17 protein-coding genes are annotated in these 24,576 nt (G+C 59.6%); 6 read left to right on the plus strand and 11 right to left on the minus strand.

The annotated features are described in order from the left end of the window. Nucleotides 1-40: 40 nt before the first annotated feature. From topA to HB680_RS02030, 5 genes are all read right to left on the minus strand, one after another. Nucleotides 41-2,668: a type I DNA topoisomerase gene (topA, locus tag HB680_RS02010; RefSeq protein WP_213936910.1), complete on the minus strand. Its 2,628-nt coding sequence runs from the start codon at nucleotides 2,666-2,668 to the stop codon at nucleotides 41-43. A 114-nt stretch (nucleotides 2,669-2,782) separates the two neighbouring features. Further along, nucleotides 2,783-3,019, minus strand: coding sequence for a DUF1653 domain-containing protein (locus HB680_RS02015; RefSeq protein WP_213936911.1), 237 nt, complete (start codon nucleotides 3,017-3,019; stop codon nucleotides 2,783-2,785). A 99-nt stretch (nucleotides 3,020-3,118) separates the two neighbouring features. Then, a complete protein-coding gene (gene fadA, locus HB680_RS02020; protein ID WP_010456360.1) occupies nucleotides 3,119-4,294 on the minus strand; it encodes an acetyl-CoA C-acyltransferase FadA in 1,176 nt (391 codons plus the stop codon). Between the two features lie 32 nt (nucleotides 4,295-4,326). Next, on the minus strand, nucleotides 4,327-6,474 hold the full coding sequence (gene fadB / locus HB680_RS02025; protein WP_213936912.1) for a fatty acid oxidation complex subunit alpha FadB: 2,148 nt from the start codon (nucleotides 6,472-6,474) through the stop codon (nucleotides 4,327-4,329). 539 nt (nucleotides 6,475-7,013) lie between these two features. After that, entirely contained in the window at nucleotides 7,014-7,451 is a 438-nt protein-coding gene (locus HB680_RS02030; protein WP_213936913.1) for a hypothetical protein, read from the minus strand. Nucleotides 7,452-7,555: 104 nt separating this feature from the next. On the opposite strand from HB680_RS02030, the gene HB680_RS02035 reads away from it, so the two are divergent. Then, nucleotides 7,556-7,993: a universal stress protein gene (locus tag HB680_RS02035; protein ID WP_054054300.1), complete on the plus strand. Its 438-nt coding sequence runs from the start codon at nucleotides 7,556-7,558 to the stop codon at nucleotides 7,991-7,993. A 193-nt stretch (nucleotides 7,994-8,186) separates the two neighbouring features. Here HB680_RS02035 and HB680_RS02040 read toward each other — a convergent pair whose 3' ends face one another. After that, on the minus strand, nucleotides 8,187-10,103 hold the full coding sequence (locus tag HB680_RS02040; RefSeq protein WP_213936914.1) for an ATP-binding cassette domain-containing protein: 1,917 nt from the start codon (nucleotides 10,101-10,103) through the stop codon (nucleotides 8,187-8,189). Nucleotides 10,104-10,316: 213 nt separating this feature from the next. Here HB680_RS02040 and HB680_RS02045 point away from each other — a divergent pair, with 213 nt between their 5' ends. Further along, entirely contained in the window at nucleotides 10,317-12,245 is a 1,929-nt protein-coding gene (locus HB680_RS02045; RefSeq protein WP_213936915.1) for a transglycosylase SLT domain-containing protein, read from the plus strand. A gap of 27 nt (nucleotides 12,246-12,272) precedes the next feature. On the opposite strand, the gene HB680_RS02050 is transcribed toward HB680_RS02045, so the two are convergent. Continuing rightward, nucleotides 12,273-13,304 carry a Fic family protein gene (locus HB680_RS02050; protein WP_213936916.1) on the minus strand — a complete coding sequence of 344 codons (1,032 nt, stop codon included), beginning with the start codon at nucleotides 13,302-13,304 and terminating at the stop codon, nucleotides 12,273-12,275. Between the two features lie 119 nt (nucleotides 13,305-13,423). Beyond that, nucleotides 13,424-15,211 carry an ABC transporter transmembrane domain-containing protein gene (locus HB680_RS02055; RefSeq protein ID WP_213936917.1) on the minus strand — a complete coding sequence of 596 codons (1,788 nt, stop codon included), beginning with the start codon at nucleotides 15,209-15,211 and terminating at the stop codon, nucleotides 13,424-13,426. Nucleotides 15,212-15,468: 257 nt separating this feature from the next. Between HB680_RS02055 and HB680_RS02060 the strand changes: the two genes are divergently transcribed. Further along, nucleotides 15,469-15,648, plus strand: a complete 180-nt coding sequence (locus HB680_RS02060) for a PA1571 family protein (protein WP_213936918.1) — start codon at nucleotides 15,469-15,471, stop codon at nucleotides 15,646-15,648. Between the two features lie 188 nt (nucleotides 15,649-15,836). Here the strand turns inward: HB680_RS02060 and pdxB are convergent, their stop codons facing one another. After that, on the minus strand, nucleotides 15,837-16,979 hold the full coding sequence (gene pdxB, locus HB680_RS02065; protein ID WP_213936919.1) for a 4-phosphoerythronate dehydrogenase PdxB: 1,143 nt from the start codon (nucleotides 16,977-16,979) through the stop codon (nucleotides 15,837-15,839). A gap of 298 nt (nucleotides 16,980-17,277) precedes the next feature. On the opposite strand from pdxB, the gene HB680_RS02070 reads away from it, so the two are divergent. Then, nucleotides 17,278-18,687 carry an MATE family efflux transporter gene (locus HB680_RS02070; RefSeq protein ID WP_213936920.1) on the plus strand — a complete coding sequence of 470 codons (1,410 nt, stop codon included), beginning with the start codon at nucleotides 17,278-17,280 and terminating at the stop codon, nucleotides 18,685-18,687. Here HB680_RS02070 and tusA read toward each other — a convergent pair. Together tusA and rlmM are read right to left on the minus strand one after the other, a co-directional pair. Then, a complete protein-coding gene (gene tusA / locus HB680_RS02075; protein ID WP_054054315.1) occupies nucleotides 18,684-18,935 on the minus strand; it encodes a sulfurtransferase TusA in 252 nt (83 codons plus the stop codon). The two genes, HB680_RS02070 and tusA, sit on opposite strands and share 4 nt — an antisense overlap. Nucleotides 18,936-19,112: 177 nt before the next feature. Then, a complete protein-coding gene (gene rlmM, locus HB680_RS02080; RefSeq protein ID WP_213936921.1) occupies nucleotides 19,113-20,186 on the minus strand; it encodes a 23S rRNA (cytidine(2498)-2'-O)-methyltransferase RlmM in 1,074 nt (357 codons plus the stop codon). A 210-nt stretch (nucleotides 20,187-20,396) separates the two neighbouring features. Between rlmM and acnA the strand changes: the two genes are divergently transcribed. Beyond that, a complete protein-coding gene (acnA, locus tag HB680_RS02085) occupies nucleotides 20,397-23,138 on the plus strand; it encodes an aconitate hydratase AcnA (protein ID WP_213936922.1) in 2,742 nt (913 codons plus the stop codon). A gap of 645 nt (nucleotides 23,139-23,783) precedes the next feature. Next, nucleotides 23,784-24,575, plus strand: a complete 792-nt coding sequence (locus HB680_RS02090) for a CPBP family intramembrane glutamic endopeptidase (protein WP_213936923.1) — start codon at nucleotides 23,784-23,786, stop codon at nucleotides 24,573-24,575. The last annotated feature ends 1 nt before the right edge of the window (nucleotide 24,576 follow it).

A 24,576-nucleotide genomic window follows, 5' to 3' on the forward strand; every position in this document is an offset into this window, starting at 1 on the left:
ATCCGTGGATTGTCATGCGGCCTTTTGTGTACGGCTTCTTTTAAGCTTTAGCGGCTGGCCGCTTGTCTTCAACCGTCCACTTACCGCCGTCGTAATACGCCTTCCAACCCGTCGGCTTACCGTCGATTTCGGTCTGTACGTATTGCTCTTTGGTTTTGCGGCTGTAACGGATCACGGAAGGCAAGCCATCCGGATCTTTCTTCGGCGCTTCGCACAGGAAGTGATACTTCGGATCGATCTCATCCTTGTGCGGCACGATCTCGATCACCAGCGGAGCACGGGTCTCGCGGTTTTTCGGGAACTGGCTCGCCGCCAGGAACAGGCCGGAAGCCCCGTCACGCAGGATGTAGGTGTCGTTGACCTTTTCGCATTTCAGCTCAGGCATCTTCACCGGATCCATCTTCGGCGGTGCAGCGTCACCGCTTTTCAGCAATTTGCGGGTGTTCTTGCACGTCGCATTGGTGCAACCGAAGAACTTGCCGAAACGGCCGGTCTTGAGTTGCATCTCGCTGCCGCACTTGTCGCATTCCAGGCTCGGACCTTCGTAGCCCTTGATGCGATAACTGCCTTCTTCGATTTCGTAGCCGTCGCAATCCGGATTGTTACCGCAGATGTGCAGCTTGCGCTTCTCATCCAGCAGGTAAGCGTCCATCGCCGTGCTGCAGATCGGGCAGCGGTGCTTGCCGCGCAGTACCAGGGATTCCGATTCACCCTCGTCGTCCGCGGCGATTTCGTCGCCCGGCACCAGGTTGACGGTGGCCTTGCAGCGTTCTTTCGGAGGCAGGCTGTAGCCCGAGCAGCCGAGGAACACGCCAGTCGATGCGGTACGAATCTGCATCGGACGACCGCACACCACGCACGGAATATCAGTCATCACCGGCTGGTTGGCGCGCATGCCGCCTTCAGCGCTTTCGGCTACTTCGAGTTTTTTCTTGAAGTCGCCGTAGAACTCGTCAAGCACGTTTTTCCAGTCGCGCTCGCCCTGAGCCACGTCATCGAGGTTCTCTTCCATGCCGGCGGTGAAGCCGTAGTCCATGAGATTGGAGAAGCTCTCAGCCAGACGCTCGGTGACGATGTCGCCCATCTTTTCCGAGTAGAAACGACGGTTGTGCAGCGCCACGTAGCCGCGGTCCTGAATAGTCGAAATGATCGCTGCGTAGGTCGAAGGACGACCGATGCCGCGTTTTTCCATTTCTTTGACCAGGCTCGCTTCCGAGTAACGGGCCGGCGGCTTGGTGAAGTGTTGGGTCGGATCAAGCTTGATCAGCTTCATCGCGTCGCCCTGAGCCATGTCCGGCAGCACATCGTCATCGCCTGGCTTGGCGATTTGCGGCATGACGCGGGTGTAACCGTCGAACTTCAGGATGCGGCCCTTGGCACGCAGCTCGAAATCACCGGCACCCACGGTCACCGTGGTCGACAGGTATTGCGCCGGCAGCATCTGGCAAGCGAGGAACTGGCGCCAGATCAGCTCGTAGAGCCGCTCGGCATCACGCTCCATGCCCGACAGCTTGCTTGGCTCGGTATTGGCGTCGGAGGGACGAATCGCTTCGTGAGCCTCTTGTGCGCCTTCCTTGCTGCTGTAGACGTTCGGGTTTTCCGGCAGGTACTTCTTGCCGAACTCACCTTCAATATAAGTACGCGCCATCGCCACCGCATCAACCGAGAGGTTGGTGGAGTCGGTACGCATATACGTGATGTAGCCCGCTTCGTACAAACGCTGAGCCATCATCATGGTTTTCTTCACCCCGAAGCCCAGGCGGTTGCTCGCGGCCTGCTGCAGGGTGGAGGTGATGAACGGTGCCGACGGCTTGCTGCTGGTCGGTTTGTCTTCACGCTTGACGATGCTGTAGCTGGAAGACTTGAGCTTCTCCAGCGCGGCCATGGCCTGGGCTTCGTTGAGCGGCTTGAAGGCTTCACCCTTCTCGCGGGCCACGTCAAAGCGCACGGTTGCGCCTTTGGCAGTGCCGAGGTCAGCGTGGACTTCCCAGTACTCTTCCGGGTTGAACGCGCGGATTTCACGCTCACGCTCAACGACCAGTTTGACCGCAACCGATTGCACACGACCGGCGGACAGGCCGCGAGCGACCTTGGCCCACAGCAGCGGTGAAACCATGTAACCCACCACGCGGTCGAGAAAACGACGCGCCTGCTGGGCGTTTACACGGTCGATGTCCAGCTCGCCCGGCTTGGAGAAGGCTTCCTGAATCGCCTTCTTGGTGATTTCGTTGAACACCACGCGCTTGTAGCGGCTGTCGTCACCACCGATGGCTTCGCGCAGGTGCCAGGCAATGGCTTCCCCCTCGCGATCCAAGTCGGTTGCGAGATAGATGGTGTCAGCATCCTTGGCGAGCCGGCGCAGCTCTTCGATGACCTTTTCCTTGCCCGGAAGGATCTCGTACTTGGCTTTCCAGCCATGATCGGGATCGACACCCATGCGCGAGACAAGCTGCTTGCGCGCTTTCTCTTTCGGCGTGAGCACCGGACCTTCACCCGCGGCGGCCTTGCCGCGCTTGGCGGCTGGCTCTTTGCTGGCGCTAGCCGAACCGCTGGTGGGCAGGTCTCGGATATGGCCGATACTCGACTTCACCACGTATTGGTTACCCAGATACTTGTTGATGGTCTTGGCCTTAGCCGGGGATTCCACAATGACCAGCGATTTGCCCATGGATCAGAAAATTCCTGAATTCTAGAAGTGAAAGGCGGTTGGCGCCTGACGCGGCACCGCTATATATAGTGGCTACAAGGTGAGGTCAAGCGCAGGGTTTTGCGCGCACTCAGCTTATGGCTTCGAAAAAAGGCTCGGTTCGGCTTGCACCAAAGCAAAGCGTGGCACCTGTTCGCCGTCAACCTCGACCGACTCCAGGAACATGCTCAAGGGACGCACCCAAAAGCCGTAATCGCCATACAGGGCTTGGTAGAAGACCACTTCTTCTTCGGTCTCGGAGTGCTGCGCAACACTGAATACGCGGTACTGCGGACCTTTGTAATGTTGGTAGAGCCCAGGTTGTATCGGCATGCTTTGGCCCTCACTCAAATCTTTTCAAAATAAAAACAAAAATAAATTCAGAAAAACAAAAACCGGGGCACTTGGCCCCGGCTTCCATCAACGAGACGCTTAAACGCGTTCGAAGACGGTGGAGATGCCTTGGCCGAGACCAATGCACATGGTGGCTACCCCGAAGGTGCCGCCATTTTGCTTCATCACGTTCAGCAAAGTGCCGGAGATACGCGCACCGGAGCAACCGAACGGGTGGCCTAAGGCGATCGCGCCGCCGTGCAGGTTAACCTTCTCGTTCATCTTGTCGAGCACTTTCAAATCTTTCAGCACTGGCAGGGCCTGTGCGGCGAAAGCTTCGTTGAGCTCGAAGAAGTCGATATCGTTGATCCCCAGGCCCGCACGCTTCAGTGCTTTTTGTGTAGCCGGAACTGGACCATAGCCCATGATCGCCGGATCCACACCTGCCACTGCCATCGAACGAATCACCGCCAAAGGCTGGATGCCCAGGTCTTGGGCACGCTGCGCCGACATCACGATCATGCACGAAGCACCATCGGTGATTTGCGACGAAGTACCGGCTGTCACGGTACCGCCCTTGGGATTGAAAGCAGGCTTCAGAGCCGCCAGGCTTTCCAGGGTAGTTTCCGGACGAATGGTTTCGTCATAGTCGAACAGTTTCAGGAAACCGTTCTCGTCGTAGCCCTGCATCGGGATGATTTCGTCTTTGAACTTGCCTTCCAGGGTCGCCTTGTGGGCGAGCTGGTGGGAGCGCACGCCGAAAGCGTCCTGCTGTTCGCGAGTGATGCCGTGCATTTTGCCCAGCATTTCAGCGGTCAGGCCCATCATGCCCGAGGCTTTCGCCGCGTACAGGGACATGTGCGGGTTAGGATCGACACCGTGCATCATGCTCACGTGGCCCATATGCTCGACGCCGCCCACGACGAACACGTCACCGTTGCCGGTCATGATCGCTTGCGCCGCGGTGTGCAAAGCGCTCATCGACGAACCACACAGACGGCTGACGGTCTGGCCGGCAGCAGTGTGCGGGATCTGAGTCATCAGCGACGCCATGCGAGCGATGTTCCAGCCCTGCTCCAGGGTCTGGTTCACGCAGCCCCAGATCACGTCTTCGACTTCGTTCGGGTCAACCTTGACGTTGCGTTCCAGCAATTTGCTGATCAGGTGCGCCGACATGTCTTCAGCGCGGGTGTTGCGGTGCATGCCGCCCTTGGAGCGGCCCATCGGAGTACGACCGAAGTCGACAATCACGACGTCTCTTGGATTCAAGCTCATAAAATTTCACTCTCGCTCAAAAGTTGGGACGCTTAACCGAAGAACCGTTGGCCAGTCTTGGCCATTTCACGCAGCTTCGCGGTCGGGTGGTACAGCGCGCCCAAATCAGCGTACTGGTCAGCCAGGGCAACGAACTCTGCAACACCGATCGAATCGATGTAGCGCAGCGCACCGCCACGGAATGGAGGGAAACCAATACCGTAGACCAGACCCATATCGGCTTCGGCGGCGGTTTCGACAATGCCATCTTCCAGGCAACGCACGGTTTCCAGGCACAGCGGGATCATCATCCAGTTGATGATGTCTTCGTCAGTGACTTCGCGCTGCTCGTAAACGATCGGCTTGAGCACTTCCAGTACCGACGGGTCGGCGACTTTCTTCTGCTTGCCCTTCTTGTCGGTCTCGTAAGCGTAGAAACCCTTGCCGTTCTTCTGGCCCAGGCGCTTGGCTTCGTACAGCACGTCAATAGCCGAACGGCGATCGTCTTTCATGCGATCCGGGAAGCCTTCAGCCATCACGTCACGGCCGTGGTGACCAGTGTCGATGCCGACCACGTCCATCAGGTAGGCCGGGCCCATTGGCCAGCCGAATTTTTCCATGATCTTGTCAATACGGACGAAGTCCACACCAGCGCTGACCAGCTTGGCGAAACCGCCGAAGTACGGGAACAGCACGCGGTTGACCAGGAAGCCCGGGCAGTCGTTGACGACGATCGGGTTCTTGCCCATTTTCTTGGCGTAGGCAACGGTGGTGGCAACGGCCAGCTCGCTGGACTTCTCGCCACGGATCACTTCAACCAGCGGCATCATGTGCACCGGGTTGAAGAAGTGCATGCCGACGAAGTTTTCCGGACGCTTGAGGGCTTTGGCCAGCAAGGTGATGGAAATGGTCGAGGTGTTGGACGCGAGGATGGTGTCCTCTTTGACGTGACCTTCGACTTCGGCCAGTACGGCCTGCTTGACCTTAGGGTTCTCGACGACGGCTTCGACCACCAGGTCCACGTGACCGAAATCACCGTAGGACAGGGTCGGACGAATGCCGTTGAGCACTTCGGCCATTTTCGCCGGGGTCATGCGGCCTTTATCAACGCGACCGACCAGCAGCTTGGCGGCTTCAGCCAGACCCTGCTCGATGCCGTGCTCGTTGATGTCTTTCATCAGGATCGGCGTGCCTTTGGAGGCCGACTGATAAGCGATACCGCCACCCATGATGCCGGCGCCCAATACGGCAGCCTGCTTCACGTCACGGGCGATTTCGTCGTAGGCCTTGGCCTTTTTCTTCAGTTCCTGATCGTTCAGGAACAGACCGATCAAGCTCTGCGCGGCAGAGGTCTTGGCCAGTTTGACGAAACCGGTGGCTTCAACTTCCAGCGCCTTGTCGCGACCGAAGTTCGCGGCTTTCTGGATGGTCTTGATCGCTTCAACCGGCGCCGGGTAATTCGGGCCAGCCTGACCGGCCACGAAACCTTTGGCGGTTTCGAAAGCCATCATTTGTTCGATGGCATTCAGTTTCAGCTTTTCCAGCTTCGGCTGACGCTTGGCCTTGTAGTCAAACTCGCCGGAGATGGCGCGCTTGATCAGTTCCAGGGCCGCTTCCTGCAGTTTCTCAGGTGCAACCACTGCGTCCACTGCGCCGACTTTCAGCGCGTCTTCAGGACGGTTTTCCTTGCCGGCGGCGATCCACTCGATGGCGTTGTCGGCACCGATCAGACGCGGCAGACGCACGGTGCCGCCGAAGCCCGGGTAGATGCCCAGTTTGACTTCCGGCAGACCGATCTTGGCCTTGGTCGACATGACGCGGTAGTCCGCCGCCAGGCACATTTCCAGACCGCCGCCCAAGGCGATACCGTTGATCGCGGCGACAGTCGGGACGTTGAGGTCTTCGAAATCGCTGAAAATCTTGTTGGCTTCGAGGTTGCCAGCGACAAGCTCTGCATCAGGCAGCTTGAAGTTCTCGACAAATTCGGTGATGTCGGCGCCGACGATGAACACGTCCTTGCCACTGCTGACGATCACACCCTTGATCGAAGCATCTGCCTTGATGGTGTCTACGGCCTGACGCAGTTCGTTCAGGGTTAGACGGTTGAACTTGTTGACGGACTCACCCTTGAGATCGAACTTCAGTTCGACGATGCCACTTTCAAGAGCCTTAACCGTGATGGCTTTACCTTCGTAAATCATCAACTGATCTCCACGATATGGAAGCTGAACAGTACACGTCGGACGCAGGCGAATGGCTCGGCAGGACGCTGTTCGTCGATGCTAACGCCAATCCACCCGGCACACCCGCCAACGCGATAGTCGGGATTCTGTAGGAGCGATCTGAAATACAAACGCTCAATTCATACGCCCGTTTGATTTGGGTACGCCACCTTCACGGAATTTCCGACAATTGTCAATCGCCCAAAATGTTGGTTGAAACGCGACTTTGCAGTCATTTCCGTAAGACGAAGGCTCACAACACGCAGGTGCATATGAGGCCATTCATAGAATCAATAGTTAGAAAAGTCGCCCTAATTCACGGCAACTCGCGTTTAAGCAGCTACGCTGGCGGGACATTGAGGAAAAAATTTAAACGCTTTTGGCGAATACCCGGAGTAAGATCAGCCCCACAAAGATTTCCGGCCTGCCTGGCCAACCCCAGCCCGATGATGATGTCGGGCTTTTTATTGCCCGTCTGCCAGACCTTTCGCGCCATTGCAGCGCGAAATTTCCGCAAGTCATGCCAGCGCTTTCAGCACCGCATCAATCTCCTGCAAAACATCCGCTTCGCCCTTCTCGCCCCAATATAAAAAGATCATCTGCTTGTCCGCCTCGACTTTGTAGACATTGGCCGGCAATTTTTCGAAATGATTGAGCAGCGCCCGATCCTCGCAGACCTCCTGCCACTGATTGACCCACACACCCGGCGCTTTCTGCCAGTAACTCCAGCACTTTGGCTGATTGCCCCGACGCGGCCGATGGTACTGCGCACACGGGCTCGGCGGCTCCTGGCTCAGCCAGTGCGGCCACTCCTGCGGCGCCAGTTGCATGGCCAGGCCGATGCGTCGCGCTTCCATTCGCAAGGCCATGCGGCCGCTCTGGTGGCGCGACGGTCGCAACCATGCCAGCGGACTCAGTACCACCAGCAGGATTGACACCACTATCCAGACCGTCATATCTGTACTCCCGATTCTTGATGAGCGCTTTGAGTCACTTTGGAACCATCGCGCTTGAAACCAGCCATACTTACCAATATCGCAATCCTCAGGAGGAGCACCTCATGCCCTACCACCATATTCTGGTCGCTGTAGATCTAACCGAAGAGTGCGATCCTGTTATCCACCGCGCTCGCGAACTGTCGGTGAGCAACGGCGCGAAGCTGTCCCTGGTGCACATTGTCGAGCCGATGGCCATGGCCTTTGGCGGCGACGTGCCGATGGACCTGTCTCAGTTGCAGCAGCAACAGTTTGATCAAGCCAAGGAGCGCCTGGACCGACTGATCCTGAAGTACCCTGAGCTCACCAAGGAATACAGCCACCTGACTTACGGCCAGCCGCGTCAGGAAATCCATCACCTGGCCAAGGAACAGACCTGCGACCTGATCGTGGTCGGCAGCCATGGCCGCCATGGTCTGGCGTTGTTGCTCGGCTCCACCGCCAACGACGTGCTGCACGGTGCGCCTTGCGACGTGCTTGCGGTGCGCCTGGTCAAAAGCTGAAACACATAACCCCCTGTGGGAGCGGGCTTGCTCGCGAAAGCTGCTTAACTCTCAACAAATGTGTTGACTGATACGCCGCTTTCGCGAGCAAGCCCGCTCCCACATTGGATCTACGCCAGCCCAGTACATCGCATTCCATACGAAAAGCCCGGCGTTCATTTCTGAACGCCGGGCTTTTTTATTGCAAGATCATTCAGGCATCCAGCTCGGCCCAACGCTCGACCATCACGTCGAGTTCAGCCTGCAATTGCTCAAGCTGAGCAATCACCGCCGCCGTTTCGGCAGCTGGGCGCTGATAGAAAGCGACATCCGCCATTTGCGCTTCAACCGCCGCAATCTGCGTTTCCATGGCTTCGATCTGACCCGGCAGCATTTCCAGCTCACGCTGATGCTTGTAGCTGAGCTTTTTCTTCGCCACCGGCGCTTCCACCGCAGCGACAGGCGCCGCTTCGGCTGTCACCACGGCGGAGGTCAGGTCGGCCTTGCCGGACTTGCTCTCGGTCACGCCCAGCAGGCGCGGCGAGCCGCCCTGACGCAGCCAGTCCTGATAACCACCGACGTATTCGCGGACCTTGCCTTCGCCTTCGAAAACCAGGGTGCTGGTGACGACGTTGTCGAGGAATGCCCGGTCGTGACTGACCATCAGCACAGTGCCATTGAAGGTCAGCAGGACCTCCTCCAGCAGTTCGAGGGTTTCGACGTCGAGGTCGTTGGTCGGTTCGTCGAGGACCAGCAGGTTCGCCGGTTTGCTGAACAGCTTGGCCAGCAACAGACGGGCACGCTCACCACCGGACAGCGCCTTGACCGGAGTGCGGGCACGCTGCGGGCTGAACAGGAAGTCGCCGAGGTAGCTCAGCACGTGACGGCTCTGACCATCGATATCGATGAAGTCGCGACCTTCGGCCACGTTGTCGATCACGGTCTTTTCCAGGTCCAGCTGATGGCGTAACTGGTCGAAGTAGGCCACGTCGATGCGCGTGCCCTCTTCCACAGTGCCGCTGGTAGGCTGCAAACCGTTGAGCATCAGTTTCAGCAAGGTGGTCTTGCCGGTACCGTTGGCGCCGAGCAGACCGATACGGTCGCCGCGCTGCAGGACCATCGAGAAGTCCTTGATCAGGAACGGGCCGCCCGGGTGAGCGAAGCTCACGTTCTCGAGGACCATCACCTGCTTGCCGGACTTGTCAGCGGTATCCAGCTGAATGTTGGCCTTGCCGGTGCGTTCACGACGTTCGCTGCGCTCGTTACGCAAGGCTTTGAGGGCACGCACGCGGCCTTCGTTACGGGTGCGACGTGCCTTGATGCCCTGGCGGATCCAGACTTCTTCCTGGGCCAGTTTTTTGTCGAACAGCGCGTTGGCGGTGTCTTCAGCGGCCAGCGAGGCTTCTTTGTGCACGAGGAAACTGGCGTAGTCGCCGTTCCAGTCGATCAGGCCGCCGCGATCCAGTTCGAGGATACGGGTTGCAAGGTTCTGCAGGAAGGAACGGTCGTGCGTGATGAACAGCACGGCGCCCTGGAAATCCTTCAGCGCTTCTTCAAGCCAGGCGATCGCACCGATGTCCAGGTGGTTGGTCGGTTCGTCGAGCAGCAGCAGGTCCGGTTCGGAAACCAGGGCCTGGGCCAGCAAGACGCGGCGACGCCAGCCGCCGGACAATTCGGCGAGGGTCTTGTCGGCGGGCAACTGCAGACGGCTCAAGGTGCTGTCGACCAATTGCTGCAAACGCCAGCCGTCGCGGGCTTCGAGGTCGTGCTGGACGTGCATCAGCTTGTCCAGGTCGGCGTCGGTGACGATGTTCTGGCTCAGGTGGTGATACTGCGCAAGCAGCTCACCCACACCGTCCAGGCCTTCAGCCACAACGTCGAACACGGTCCGCTCGTCGGCTACCGGCAATTCTTGCGGCAATTCGCCAATCTTGAGGCCGGGTGCGCGCCAAACGGAGCCGTCATCGGGCTTCTGGTCGCCCTTGACGAGCTTCATCATGCTGGACTTACCAGTGCCATTGCGGCCGATGATGCACACCCGCTCACCACGGGCGATCTGCCAGGACACCTTGTCCAACAACGGCGTAGAGCCGAAAGCAAGGGACACATCGCTGAATTTGAGCAGGGTCATGAGCTTCTCCAAAAACCGGGCGCGCATTCTACCTGACTTGAGGCTTCAGAAGGCCGGCAATTTCACCTCTGTAGCACTCTGCATGACAATTGTTGCGATCTTGCACCGGCAGGCCGGCAAAGCTTTCGCCCGTTGCTGGCAAAAGGCTAAGCTACAGATTATTCAGTGCTGATGCTGTCAGCACTTGTCATGATTTTTCTGCCCGGATGTCTCATGCGCAGTCGCCTTTTCAGTCTTCTATCTTGTTTGCTTCTTTCTGCCACTGCCGCTCAATCAGTCCAGGCGGTGGACTTGTCCACCCAACGCCAGTATTACGATGAAGCCAAGCGCGCCTTGGCCAAAGGCGATTCCGAGCCTTATTTCCGCTACAGCCAGGCCCTCAGCGATTACCCGCTGGAACCTTACCTCGCCTACGACGAATTGACCGCGCGCCTTAAAACCGCCAGCAATGCCGAAATCGAGAAATTCCTCGCCGAACACGGAGACCTGCCCCAGGCCAACTGGATGAAATTGCGCTGGTTGCGCTGGCTGGCGGATCGCGGTGACTGGGCGACCTTCGTCAAGTACTACGACCCCAAACTCAATTTCACCGAACTGGACTGCCTGAACGCGCAGTACCAGATCGGCCATAACCTGAAACCCCAAGGCTATGCCAACGCCGAAAAGCTCTGGCTGACCGGCAAATCGCAGCCCGCAGCCTGCGATGGTCTGTTCGGGATTTGGGCCGCCGAAGGCCAACTGACCGAACAGAAACGCTGGGAACGCACCAAACTCGCCGCCCAGGCGCGCAACTATCCACTGGCCAACAGCCTGGTGAGCGGCCTGACCACCCTCGCCCCGCGCGGTCGTTTGCTGGTGGATGTGGCGCAGAAACCAGAGCTGCTGAATCAGCCGTCACGTTTTGCTCCGGCCGATGAGCCGATGTCCGACATCGTCAGCCTCGGCCTGCGCCGTCTGGCGCGCCAGGATCCGGACAAGGCCATGGAGCTGCTCGACGGTTACGCCAGCAGCATGCATTTCTCCCGCGATGAGAAAGTGGCCATCGCCCGAGAAATCGGCCTGACCCTCGCACGACGTTTTGACCCGCGCGCGCTGGACGTCATGACCAAATACGACCCGGAACTGCGCGACAACACCGTGTCCGAATGGCGCTTGCGCCTGTTGCTGCGTCTGGCCCGTTGGGACGACGCCTATCAGTTAACCCGGCGTTTGCCCCAGGACCTGGCGACCACCAACCGCTGGCGTTACTGGCAGGCCCGCAGCCTGGAACTGGCGCAACCGCAGAACCCGGAAGCGCAGACCTTGTACAAGGGCCTCGCCCGCGAGCGTGACTTCTACGGCTTCCTCGCGGCCGACCGCTCGCAGCTCCCCTACTCGCTGGTCAACAAACCGCTGGTGCTCAGCCAGGCGCTGATCAACAAGGTCCGCAACACGCCCGGCGTGCGTCGCGCCCTGGAATTCCACGCCCGCGGGCAGATCGTCGATGGTCGTCGCGAGTGGTATCACGTCAGCCGTCACTTCAACCGTGACGAAATGGTCGCCCAGGCGAAACTGGCCTACGACCTGAAATGGTATTTCCCGGCAATCCGTACCATCAGTCAGGCGCAATACTGGGACGACCTGGACATCCGCTTCCCGATGGCCCACCGCGAAACCCTGGTACGCGAAGCCAAGGTACGTGGCTTGCATTCGAGCTGGGTGTTCGCCATCACCCGTCAGGAAAGTGCCTTCATGGACGACGCCCGCTCCGGTGTCGGCGCCAGCGGCTTGATGCAACTGATGCCCGGCACCGCCAAGGAAACCGCGCGCAAGTTCAGCATCCCCCTGGCCTCGCCACAGCAAGTGCTCGACCCGGACAAGAACATCCAGCTCGGAGCCGCCTACCTGAGCCAGGTCCACAGCCAGTTCAACGGCAACCGCGTCCTCGCCTCCGCCGCCTACAACGCCGGCCCCGGCCGCGTGCGCCAGTGGCTGCGCGGCGCCGACCACCTGAGCTTCGACGTGTGGGTGGAAAGCATCCCCTTCGACGAAACCCGCCAGTATGTTCAAAACGTATTGTCGTACTCGGTGATCTACGGCCAGAAGCTGAACTCGCCACAACCGTTGGTGGATTGGCATGAGCGGTATTTTGATGATCAATGATCGGTAATGCCGATCACGTAGGAGCTCCTACGCCAATCTCGACCGTAGAGATACCTTACCGCGCTCAGTCAAGCGATATCGTTGAGCCGGACTCTTAGGTGAGTCGGGGTCAGTCATTTCGATCAAACCGGCAGCTAATGCTGGCTTGAGATAATTAGCCCGAAAGGTCGCCTTGTGAGCCAGACCGACCTCTGCCATCAACTCATTGACCTTGAGTGGGTTGCCGCCATCCAGTGCCAAAAGCAGTTTCACTACTTGGTCGGTTACTTGGTCGGTTACTTGGTCGGTCAGCGGTTCGCTCCGAGCGGCTTCCGCCAGCGCAACACTCAACGCCTGGAGCATAAACTCAACAAACGGAGTCGATTCGGCCAATTGGTCAGCAGCCGATAACGCCGCGTAATACGCATCCTGCTGTTCACGAATCACCGCTTCGACCGGCAAGTAAGCCAGCACGGGACGCCATTGACTGAGTATCAAGGTCTGCCATAGACGCCCCATCCTCCCATTACCATCGGCAAAGGGATGGATGAATTCGAACTCATAATGAAACACACAACTGATGATCAACGGATGCCAATCAGAGGCACCCAGCCATGACAGCAGGTCATCCATCAAGTGCGCGACGCGACTGGGAGGCGGGGCCATATGGACCCGTTGTTCGCCACGGTAAATGCCGACACCCGCTTGTCGAAACCGCCCGCGATCATCAATCAGCCCATGCATCAACAGCTCATGGGCACGGAGCAGATCGGACCGATGGCCCGGGCGCCAGTCCGGCATGGCTTCGTAAGCCGCAAAGGCATTGCGGACTTCCTGGATTTCCCGCGGCAAGCCCAGCACACGCTGCCCGGCCAGAACAGCCGTGACCTGCTCGATGCTGAGCGTATTGTTTTCGATTGCCAACGAAGCCTGGATCGTGCGGATACGATTACCCCGGCGCAGTTGAGGCGTCTGCCGACTATCACCGACAGCCGAAAGTTGACCAATCTGCTCACTGATTTCGGCGATCAGCGCCAGTATTCGCGTGGTCAGGGTCAGCGGTGGTTGGTAGCGACTCATATCCTCATCCGGGCAATTCGATCAAGGCGACATGATGCCCGAACGCACGGGCCTCGGCAGCCTTCATTCAAGATCAAAAGATCGCAGCCTCGTTTCTCTCGACAGCTCCTACATCGCTCCTACGCGTGAAGATCGAATTCGGCCTTACCGTCGTTGAACTGCAACGCCGCCAACCGCGCATACAACGCATTGCTGGCCACCAACTCTTGATGCGTGCCCACCGCGACCAGTTTCCCTTGGTCCATCACCGCGATCCGGTCGGCGTTTTTCACGGTGGCCAAACGGTGGGCGATGACCAGGGTGGTGCGGTTTTTCATCAGGCTGGGCAGGGCTTGCTGGATCAGGTGTTCGCTCTGCGCGTCGAGGGCGCTGGTGGCTTCGTCGAGCAGTAGAATGGGGGCGTCCACCAGCAACGCCCGGGCGATGGCCAGGCGTTGGCGTTGGCCGCCGGACAAACCTAGGCCGCCGTCGCCGAGGTGGGTCTGGTAGCCGTTGGGCATTTGCTCGATGAAGTCGTGGGCGTAGGCGATTTTTGCCGCTTCCTGAACCTGGGCCAGGGTCGCGGCCGGATTACCGTAGCGGATGTTTTCTTCGATGCTGCCGAAGAACAATGCCGGGTTTTGCGAGACCAGGGCGAAGCAGCGGCGCAGGTCCAGCGGATCAAGCTGCGTCAGCGGCACACCGTCGAGCAGGATGCGGCCTTCGGCCGGGTCATAAAAACGCAGGAGCAAATCATACACGGTGGACTTGCCCGCACCGGAAGGCCCGACCAGCGCCAGGGTTTCGCCCGCGTTGATGGTCAGATTCAAACCATTGACCGCAAAGCTTTCGGGACGCGACGGGTAGGAAAAGCGCACATCCTGCAACTCCAGATTGCCCTTCACCCGTTCGGGCAAGGTCACCAACCCGCTGGTCGGTGGCTGGATGATGTTTTCCGAGCGCAGCAGTTCGGCAATCCGCTCCGCCGCACCGGCCGCGCGCTGCAACTCGCCGATGACTTCGCTCAAAGTGCCGAAGGCGCTGCCGACGATCAGGCTGTAGAAGACAAACGCCGCCAGTTCACCCGCCGAGATGCGTCCAGCGATGACGTCCATGCCTCCGACCCACAACATCACCCCGACGGCCCCCAACACCAGCACGATCACCAGGGTAATCAGCCAGGCCCGCTGGAAGATGCGCTTGCGAGCCGTTTCGAATGCCTGCTCCACGGTGACCGCAAAACGTTGTTCGTCCTGGACCTGATGGTTGTAGGCCTGCACGGTTTTGATCTGGCCGAGGGTTTCGGACACGTAGCTGCCGACATCGGCGATCCGATCCTGGCTTTCCCGCGACAGGCTGCGCACCCGACGACCGAAAATCAGGATCGGCGCGATCACCAACGGCAAAGCGATCACCACAATGCTGGTGAGCTTGGGGTTGGTGATAAACAGCAGCACGATCCCGCCGATGACCATCAGCAGATTGCGCAAAAACAGCGATAACGACGAGCCGATCACCGATTGCAGCAGCGTGGTATCAGCGGTCAGCCGCGACTGGATCTCCGAACTGCGGTTGTCTTCATAGAAGCCCGGATGCAGGTACACCAGATGATTGAACACCTGGCGCCGTATATCCGCGACGACCCGCTCGCCGATCCACGACACCAGATAGAAACGCGCAAAGGTGCCGACCGCCAGCGCGAGCACCAACACCATGAACAAACCAATGGTCTGGTTGAGCAGATGCGGCGACTGGGTCATGAAACCCTGATCCACCAGCAGCCGAATGCCCTGCCCCATGGACAACGTGATGCCGGCGGTGACAATCAACGCCAGCAAGGCGCCCAGGGCCTGCCCGCGATAGGGCACAAGAAAACGACTGGCCAGACGAATGGCGCGACGGTGACGGGAAGAGAGCATCGGTTTCATCCAGGTTCGCAACAGGAGCGATTAATGGGGCCAGCCTACACACTCAATGGGGTGGAACTCTGTAAATCACAATGAGTCAGGTTAATTATGACCGCCAAGACTAGTGCCTAGATGCTATTGGTCTAACGTTCGGGTAGTCACATCGAAGCATTTCTGGTGGACTGATGTTGCCGTTCTGGAAGGACCGCAGGGAGTTGTCACAGCCCGGTCACCTGGCGGTTTTAGAGTAAGCACACAACCTGATGAGGAGACAGGCCATGTCCTTGCAAAACAGCAGCGAAGACAAGATTCAAGTGATCCGCACACAACCAGACCAGTCTCTGGGTTGCTCGATTATCGATGAGGACGGGCGCGAAGTACCGATCACTGAAGGCATGATCCAGGACGCGTGCCGCGAACTGGAGAAACGATTGGTCAAGCCTGCCGAACAAGAGTGATATAGCCACCGTCTTCTTGACCCGGCCCAGGTTGGCCGGGTTTTTTATGGGTGATTATCCAGAAATTGCGGTGCGGCCATTCGCGAGCAAGCCCGCTCCCACAGGGAATTTTTGGTGACCATAAATGTTGTGTTCGACCGAGATCCAATGTGGGAGCGGGCTTGCTCGCGAAGGGGCCGACTCGATTCCTAGACAGCCACCGCGCCAAGTGCCGCCACAATCTTCTGCAACTCAGCCGAATCCCCCTCAATCCGCACCTGCAACCCATCAATCTCGCGGCGCGGCGGATAGTTCTTACGCAGCGCATCAAATGCCGCACGCTGCTCGCTCACATTGCCTACCAGGCTGCGGCGGAAATCCGCATCATCACGGCGCGGGTCGTACACGCCACGGCACAACATCGCCAGCGCCCAGGCCGGATCGCTGTTAGCGTGCAAGGTCACTTGCGCCAGCCACGGCGCGGGCAGCAAATCACTCAGGCTGACCGAAGCAGGCTGACCCAGGAAGTCGCAATACGCCTGATAGATCTGCGCCGTGCCGCGCTGTTTGCCATCGAGGCTGTAGCCGGCGATATGCGGCGTCGCCAGCACACAGAGTTCGGCCAGCGCCACATCGACCTCGGGCTCGCCTTCCCAGACGTCCAGCACCGCTTGCAGGTCTTCACGTTGCAACAACACCTGACGCAGGGCCGCGTTATCCACCACCGGGCCACGGCTGGCGTTGATCAGCCAGGTGCCGGGCTTGAGTCGGTTCAAACGGGGTTTATCGAACAGGTGCCAGGTCGCTTGAGCGCCATGCTTCTTCAACGGCGTGTGCAGGCTGATGACGTCGCACTGCTCGATGATCTGCTCAAGGCTCACGAAATCGCCGCCCTCCGCCGCTTGCCGGGGCGGATCGCACACCAGCACGTTCCAGCCCAAGCCTTGCAGGACCTTGACCAGTCGCCCGCCCACTTCGCCGGCACCGACCACGCCGTAGGTACGTTGTGTCAGGTCGACGCCTTCGATTTCGGCCAGGGTCAGCAGGCTGCCGAGCACATAATCGACCACGCCCCGGGCATTGCAGCCGGGGGCGCTGGACCAGGTGATGCCGGCCTGCTGAAAGTAATCGAGGTCCAGGTGATCGGTGCCAATGGTGCAGGTGCCGACAAACCGTACCTTGCTGCCTTCGAGCAACGAACGGTTGACGTTGGTCACCGAGCGCACCAGCAGCACATCGGCCTGCTCAACGGTGGCGCGGTCGATGGAACGCCCCGGCACCCGGCGGATTTCGCCGAAACCCTGGAAAAAGGCATCGAGCAGCGGGATATTTTCGTCGGCAACAATCAGCATGGCGAGGCTCCTTTGGCGGATCGGCAGTGTAGTTGTAGATGACCTGTCACGCCTAGCGCACATCCCCCGGTATATGCCATGTAGGAGCTGTCGAGTGAAACGAGGCTGCGATCTTTTGAGGTTGTTTTGAAGAGCAAGATCAAAAGATCGCAGCCTCGTTTCACTCGACAGCTCCTACGGGGGATGTGCGGTAGGCGAAAGGGATTACAAATCGGTAACACAGCGCTTTTCCTGACCACTGCGTCAGCAGGTAGAATGCGCCGCCCCTGCGCATCAAATCTCTCTGGACGTTTCGCCCTTGAATTCCGTAACTGACCACCCCGCTGCACCTGCCCTCAACCGCCCGGCCCGGGTTCGCCTGGAGCTGAAAACCCTGCTCGCCCTGGCGCTGCCGATCATGATCGCGCAACTGGCGACCACTGCCATGGGCTTCGTCGATGCCGTAATGGCGGGCCGGGTCGGGCCGCGAGATCTGGCGGCCGTGGCGCTGGGTAACTCGATCTGGGTTCCGGTGTTTCTGCTGATGACTGGCACGTTGCTCGCCACTACGCCCAAAGTCGCCCAGCGTTTCGGCGCCGGCACGCACAGCGAGATCGGCCCGATCGTGCGCCAGGCGCTGTGGCTGGCGTTGGTAGTGGGTTTGATGGCGACCGGCATGCTCATCGCCGCCGAACCGATCCTGCACATCATGAAGGTCGACCCCGAGTTGATCGGCCCGTGCATGCAATACCTGCACGGCATTGCCGCCGGTTTGCCAGCGGTCGCGCTCTATCACGTGCTGCGCTGCTTCAGTGATGGCATGGGCCGCACGCGCCCGGCGATGATCCTCGGCTTGTGCGCCCTGGCGCTGAACATCCCGCTGAACTACGTGTTCATTTATGGCCACTTGGGCGTGCCCGCCATGGGCGGTGCCGGCTGCGGCTGGGCCACGGGGATTGTGATGTGGTTCATGGCCCTCGGCATGATGGCCTATACCCGCTGGGCGCCGGCCTATCAGAAAAGCGAGCTGTTCAGCCGCTTCGACTGGCCACAATGGTCGGTGATCAAACGCCTGCTGGGTATCGGCTTGCCGATCGGCATTGCGGTGTTCGCCGAATCGAGCATCTTCGCGGTGATTGCCCTGCTGATCGGCAGCCTCGGCGCCACGGTGGTCGCCGGGCATCAGATTGCCCTGAACGTCAGTTCGCTGGTGTTCATGATCCCTTACTCGCTGGGGATGGCCGTCACCGTACGCGTCGGCCAGGCACTGGGCCGCAATGAGCCGCGTGAAGCGCGCTTCGCCGCCGGTGTCGGCATGGGCACTGCCCTGGCGTATGCCTGTTTGTCGGCGAGCATGATGCTGTTGCTGCGCGAACACATCGCCACGATCTACACGGCTGATCCGACAGTGATTCATGTGGCGGCGATGCTGATTGTGTATTCGGCGCTGTTTCAGTTTTCCGATGCGATCCAGGTCACAGCAGCCGGTGCGTTGCGCGGGTATCAGGACACTCGGGTGACGATGATTCTGACCCTGTTCGCGTATTGGGGAATTGGCTTGCCGGTGGGTTACGCCCTGGGCCTGACCGACTGGTTCGGTGCGCCGAGCGGCCCGAGCGGGCTGTGGCAGGGTTTGATCGTGGGCTTGAGTTGCGCGGCGCTGATGCTGTCGATCCGCCTGACGCGCAGTGCACGCAAGCGGATTCGAATCAGCCAGTCGGCGGGTTAAGCGAGTTTCTTGCGGATCCAGTAGAGGTAGGTGCCTGCCTCTTCGTGCTGCGCCACCAGTTCGTGGTCGAGAAACACACAGAACTTGGGAATGTCGCGACGGGTCGACGGGTCGGTGGCGATCACCTTGAGCAAGCCACCGGGCGCCAGGTCACGGATGTGCTGGTGCAGCATCATCACCGGCTCCGGGCAGTTGAGGCCGGTGGCGTCGAGGGTGCCGTCTACCGGCGTATCAAGCATTTCACTCATGATTCACTCCTGAAACTGGCCGGCATTGTCGCGCATTGCCGGGTTTAACGTCATCTGTGGCGTACACCGTCCCTGTGGGAGCGAGCTTGCTCGCGAAGGCGGACTGACATTCAACATTGATGTCGACTGACCCACCGCTTTCGCGAGCAAGCCCGCTCCCACATTGATCCGTGTGGCTTAGCGGGACTTGGGTTTCTTCACGTCAATCCGGCGCAAATGGCAGGTCACTTCTTCGCGGTCGTGGTACAGCTGTTTACAGCCGATTTCGACTTTGATCCCGCGCGCCTTGAAGCCGTCGGCGATGCGTTCGAGCAAGCGCTTCACTTCCGCGTAACGCTGTTTCATCGGCAGTTTGAGGTTGACCACCGCTTCGCGGCAATGCCCTTCGCCAATCCACTCTTCCAGCATCGCGGCGTTACGCGCCGGTTTCTCGACGATGTCGCAGACCATCCAGTCCACCGGTTGGCGCGGCTTGAAGGTGAACCCGTCAGCCATCAAGTGCTGCACCAGGCCGGTGTCCATCAGGCTTTCGGCCATCGGGCCGTTGTCGATGGCGGTCACCAGCATGCCACGGTTGACCAGTTGCCAGGTCCAGCCGCCCGGTGCGGCGCCGAGGTCGACGCCGGTCATGTCGCTGTGCAGACGCTCGTCCCACTGATCACGCGGGATAAAGTGGTGCCAGGCCTCTTCCAGCTTCAGGGTCGAACGGCTTGGCGCGTCACGCGGGAACTTCAGGCGCGGAATGCCCATCGGCCACATCGCCGAATTATTCGACTCAGCCAGACCGACGAACACTTCGCGGCCGCTTTTGAAGGTCAGCAACAGGCGCGGCTTGCTGGCATCTTCCACCAGTTTGCCGGCGCCAATCAGTGCCTTGCGCAGGTGGCCTTCGAATTTCTTGCAGAAGTTCGACAGTTCCTTGCCATCGTTGGTGTCGACCATTTCCAGCCACAGGCTGCCGCATACCGGGAAGTCGACGATGTGCGCGAGGATCACGCTGATACGATCGGTTTCCGGCAGGTCGATGAAAATCCCGCGAGCCCATTGGCGCGGGAAGATCAGCTCGGCGAAACGCTGGCCGCGCATCAGGCGCTCGGCGCCGTCTTCTTCGGTGCAGATAAATTCGGCGCAGGCGCTGGCGGTCTTGGCCTTGGCGTAACCGGCCACGTTCAGCCGCGCGGCGTGTTCGGCAATCTCGGAACAGACTTCGCCTTCGAAGCCCGGCCGGCAATGCATAAAGAGGGTGTTCATTGAATCTCCTGGGCAATCGGCAATGATCGATGCGCAAACTTGCCCTGTAGCAAAGCCTGTCACGAAAACCGGCGCATGATAGCCGAGTTCGGAACCTTGGACTTGTCGATAGAGTCCAGTTATTAGCCAGCTACTTAAAACAGGGCTAGGTTTAATGCTCTGTTTGTCCCGTCAGTCCGTAGCCGTGCGGACCCAAAGGAGTCATTTCAAATGCCGTCCCTCGATAGCCTGAAAACCCTTAAAACCTTACAAATCGACGACAAGACGTACCACTATTTCAGTCTGCCCGACGCCGCCAAGAGCCTCGGTGATCTCGACAAATTGCCGATGTCGTTGAAAGTGTTGCTGGAAAACCTGCTGCGCTGGGAAGACGAAAAAACCGTCACCGGCGCCGACCTCAAGGCAATTGCCGCGTGGCTCAAGGAGCGTCGCTCCGACCGCGAAATCCAGTACCGCCCTGCCCGCGTATTAATGCAGGATTTTACCGGCGTGCCGGCCGTGGTCGATCTCGCCGCGATGCGCGCCGCCATGGCCAAGGCGGGCGGCGACCCGCAGCGCATCAATCCGCTGTCGCCGGTGGACCTGGTGATCGACCATTCGGTGATGGTCGACAAATTCGCCAGTGCCAGCGCCTTCGAACAGAACGTCGACATCGAAATGCAGCGTAACGGCGAGCGTTACGCGTTCCTGCGCTGGGGCCAGAGCGCCTTCGACAACTTCAGCGTGGTGCCGCCGGGCACCGGGATCTGTCACCAGGTCAACCTCGAATACCTCGGGCGCACGGTCTGGACCAAGGATGAGGACGGCCGTACTTACGCCTTCCCCGACACCCTGGTCGGCACCGATTCCCACACCACCATGATCAACGGCCTCGGCGTGCTCGGCTGGGGCGTCGGCGGGATCGAAGCGGAAGCGGCGATGCTCGGCCAACCGGTGTCGATGCTGATTCCGGAAGTGATCGGTTTCAAACTCACCGGCAAGCTCAAGAAAGGCATCACCGCCACCGACCTGGTGCTGACCGTCACGCAGATGCTGCGCAAGAAAGGCGTGGTCGGGAAATTCGTCGAGTTCTACGGTGACGGCCTCGCTGATCTGCCGTTGGCCGACCGCGCGACCATCGCCAACATGGCTCCGGAGTACGGCGCCACCTGCGGTTTCTTCCCGGTGGACGACGTGACGTTGGAATACCTGCGCCTGTCCGGTCGGCCGGCCGAAGTGGTCAAACTGGTCGAGGCCTACACCAAGGCCCAAGGCCTGTGGCGCCTGCCGGGCAAGGAACCGATCTTCACTGACAGCCTGGAACTGGACATGGGCAGCGTCGAAGCCAGTCTTGCGGGGCCGAAACGTCCGCAGGACCGTGTCTCGCTGCCGAACGTGGCCCAGGCCTTCAGCGATTTCCTTGGCCTGCAAATCAAACCCACCAGCAAGGAAGAAGGTCGCCTGGAAAGTGAGGGTGGCGGTGGGGTCGCGGTGGGCAACGCCGATATGGTCGGTGAAGCAGACTACGAGTCGGAAGGTCATACCTATCGCCTGAAAAACGGTGCGGTGGTGATCGCTGCGATCACGTCCTGCACCAACACCTCCAACCCGAGCGTGATGATGGCGGCCGGGTTGGTGGCGAAAAAAGCGGTCGAAAAAGGCCTGAAACGCAAGCCGTGGGTCAAGAGTTCCCTGGCGCCCGGTTCGAAAGTGGTCACCGATTACTACAAGGCTGCCGGCCTGACGCAATACCTCGATGAACTGGGTTTTGCCTTGGTCGGTTATGGCTGCACCACCTGCATCGGCAACTCCGGGCCGTTGCCGGAACCGATCGAGAAAGCTATTCAGAAAGCTGATCTGGCGGTGGCGTCGGTGCTGTCCGGCAACCGCAACTTTGAAGGCCGGGTGCATCCGCTGGTGAAAACCAACTGGCTGGCCTCCCCGCCGCTGGTCGTCGCCTATGCGCTGGCGGGTACGGTGCGAATCGACATCAGCAGCGAATCCCTGGGTGATGACAAGGACGGCAACCCGGTTTTCCTGCGCGACATCTGGCCGAGCACCAAGGAAATTGCCGACGCGGTGAATCAGGTCAACACCGCGATGTTCCACAAGGAATACGCCGAAGTGTTTGCCGGCGATGATCAGTGGCAGGCGATCGAGGTGCCGCAAGCGGCGACTTATGTCTGGCAGGAAGATTCGACCTATATCCAGCATCCGCCGTTCTTCGATGATATCGGCGGGCCGTTGCCGGTGATTCAGGACGTGAAAAAAGCCAACGTGCTGGCGCTGCTCGGGGATTCGGTGACCACCGACCACATCTCCCCCGCCGGCAACATCAAGGCCGACAGCCCGGCCGGTCGTTACTTGCGCGAGAAAGGCGTGGAGCCGCGGGACTTCAACTCCTACGGTTCGCGTCGCGGCAACCATGAAGTAATGATGCGCGGCACCTTCGCCAACATCCGCATTCGCAATGAAATGCTCGGCGGCGAAGAAGGTGGCAACACGATCTACATTCCGACCGGCGAGCGACTGCCGATCTACGACGCCGCCATGCGCTATCAAGCGTCGGGCACGCCGCTGGTGGTGATTGCCGGGCAAGAATACGGCACCGGGTCGAGCCGCGACTGGGCGGCCAAGGGCACCAACCTGCTGGGGGTGAAAGCGGTCATCGCCGAAAGCTTCGAGCGGATTCATCGCTCCAACCTGGTGGGCATGGGCGTGCTGCCGCTGCAATTCAAACTGGATCAGAACCGCAAGAGCCTGAACCTGACGGGCAAGGAAACCGTGGATATTCTCGGTCTGACCGGGGTTGAAGTGACGCCGCGAATGAACCTGACCCTGGTGATCACCCGTGAAGACGGGACCAGCGAGAAGGTCGAGGTGTTGTGCCGCATCGATACATTGAATGAAGTGGAATACTTCAAGGCCGGGGGGATTTTGCATTACGTGTTGCGACAGCTGATTGCCTCATAAGCACTGCTGCTGACAGAGACACCGCCTTCGGGCGGTGTTTTTGTTTGTGCCCTGCGCTGAACAAAAATACCCTGCACACCACCGACCCACTTACAACACCAATCCCCCTGTGGGAGCGGACTTGCTCGCGAAAGCGGTATAACAGGCAACATTGATGTTGAATGTGATGGCCTCTTCGCGAGCAAGCCCGCTCCCACAAAGGGTTATGTGTCGAACACAAATCCCCTGAACAACACAGATCAATAGTGGGAGCGAGCTTGCTCGCGAAAGCGGAGTATCAGGCGACATTGATGCTGGATGTGATGGCCCCTTCGCGAGCAAGCCCGCTCCCACAAAGGGTTATGTGTCGAACACAAATCCCCTGAACAACACAGATCAACAGTGAGCGAGCCTGCTCGCGAAGGCGGTGTAACAGGCGGTATTGATGCTGGATTTGATGGCCTCATCGCGAGCAAGCTCGCCCACAAGGGGAATGTGTTGAACACAAACTCCCTGCACGCCACCGACCAACTGTGGGAGCGGGCTTGCTCGCGAAGGCGGTGTATCAGCCACCTTAGATGTTGAATGACACACCGCATTCGCGAGCAAGCCCGCTCCCACAGGGACTGCGGCACACTGCAAAATTTTCGAACACAAGGACTTCACATGCTCGCTCTGCCATGGCTCTACCTGGCACTTCTCTCCATCGGCTACGCCCTGGCCCTGATCTACGGCCAACTCGGCTGGCTCGCCGCAATCTCTGTCGCCCTGCTGCTGTTCGCCGGTTTCGCCGTGCGCCAGCAGAAGATCCAGGCCGGCCGCTATATCGGTCACGGTTTGTTCATCGTCCTGGCCTTGGCGCTGGCGATGCACTGGCTGCCCGGTTTCTACAACGGTCGTGGCATCGACCCGCAACGCTTCACCGACGATGCCGTGCCGTTTTCCATGTATCTGAACCAGGACAAACCCCTCATTGGTTTCTGGTTGTTGCTGGTCTGCCCGTGGATTGTCGGCCGGCGTTCGCTGCGGCTGTCGATTTACGCCACTGTGCTGGCGCTGACCCTGAGTGTCATCCTCGCCCTCGGCGGCGCGCTGTTGCTTGGCGTAATCAGTTGGGCGCCGAAGTGGCCGGACCAGGCGTGGCTGTGGGTCTTGAACAACCTGCTGCTGGTGACGCTGGTGGAGGAAGCGCTGTTTCGCGGCTATATCCAGGGCGGCCTGAGCCGGCGTTTCAAACACCTGCCCTACGGCGAAAACCTTGCCCTGCTGCTCGCCTCGCTGTTGTTCGGCCTGGCGCATCTGGGCGCGGGTTGGCAATGGGTGTTACTGGCGAGCCTGGCCGGGGTCGGCTATGGTCTGGCCTACCGATTTGGCGGGTTGGGCGCGGCCATCGCCACCCATTTCGGCTTGAACCTGCTGCATTTCGGTCTGTTTACCTACCCGATGCTTGCCGGCTGAC

The organism is Pseudomonas sp. dw_612, from assembly GCF_018449725.1.
Taxonomy (GTDB): domain Bacteria; phylum Pseudomonadota; class Gammaproteobacteria; order Pseudomonadales; family Pseudomonadaceae; genus Aquipseudomonas.

What these genes read in the sequence shown, in the direction of transcription:
- HB680_RS02035 (WP_054054300.1), top strand. Translation starts at nt 7,556, where the DNA reads ATGCCCTACCACCATATTCTGGTCGCTGTAGATCTAACCGAAGAGTGC.
- topA (WP_213936910.1), bottom strand. Translation starts at nt 2,668, where the DNA reads ATGGGCAAATCGCTGGTCATTGTGGAATCCCCGGCTAAGGCCAAGACC.
- acnA (WP_213936922.1), top strand. Translation starts at nt 20,397, where the DNA reads ATGCCGTCCCTCGATAGCCTGAAAACCCTTAAAACCTTACAAATCGAC.
- fadA (WP_010456360.1), bottom strand. Translation starts at nt 4,294, where the DNA reads ATGAGCTTGAATCCAAGAGACGTCGTGATTGTCGACTTCGGTCGTACT.
- fadB (WP_213936912.1), bottom strand. Translation starts at nt 6,474, where the DNA reads ATGATTTACGAAGGTAAAGCCATCACGGTTAAGGCTCTTGAAAGTGGC.
- HB680_RS02060 (WP_213936918.1), top strand. Translation starts at nt 15,469, where the DNA reads ATGTCCTTGCAAAACAGCAGCGAAGACAAGATTCAAGTGATCCGCACA.
- HB680_RS02045 (WP_213936915.1), top strand. Translation starts at nt 10,317, where the DNA reads ATGCGCAGTCGCCTTTTCAGTCTTCTATCTTGTTTGCTTCTTTCTGCC.
- HB680_RS02090 (WP_213936923.1), top strand. Translation starts at nt 23,784, where the DNA reads ATGCTCGCTCTGCCATGGCTCTACCTGGCACTTCTCTCCATCGGCTAC.
- rlmM (WP_213936921.1), bottom strand. Translation starts at nt 20,186, where the DNA reads ATGAACACCCTCTTTATGCATTGCCGGCCGGGCTTCGAAGGCGAAGTC.
- HB680_RS02015 (WP_213936911.1), bottom strand. Translation starts at nt 3,019, where the DNA reads ATGCCGATACAACCTGGGCTCTACCAACATTACAAAGGTCCGCAGTAC.
- tusA (WP_054054315.1), bottom strand. Translation starts at nt 18,935, where the DNA reads ATGAGTGAAATGCTTGATACGCCGGTAGACGGCACCCTCGACGCCACC.
- HB680_RS02050 (WP_213936916.1), bottom strand. Translation starts at nt 13,304, where the DNA reads ATGAGTCGCTACCAACCACCGCTGACCCTGACCACGCGAATACTGGCG.
- HB680_RS02030 (WP_213936913.1), bottom strand. Translation starts at nt 7,451, where the DNA reads ATGACGGTCTGGATAGTGGTGTCAATCCTGCTGGTGGTACTGAGTCCG.
- HB680_RS02055 (WP_213936917.1), bottom strand. Translation starts at nt 15,211, where the DNA reads ATGAAACCGATGCTCTCTTCCCGTCACCGTCGCGCCATTCGTCTGGCC.
- pdxB (WP_213936919.1), bottom strand. Translation starts at nt 16,979, where the DNA reads ATGCTGATTGTTGCCGACGAAAATATCCCGCTGCTCGATGCCTTTTTC.
- HB680_RS02040 (WP_213936914.1), bottom strand. Translation starts at nt 10,103, where the DNA reads ATGACCCTGCTCAAATTCAGCGATGTGTCCCTTGCTTTCGGCTCTACG.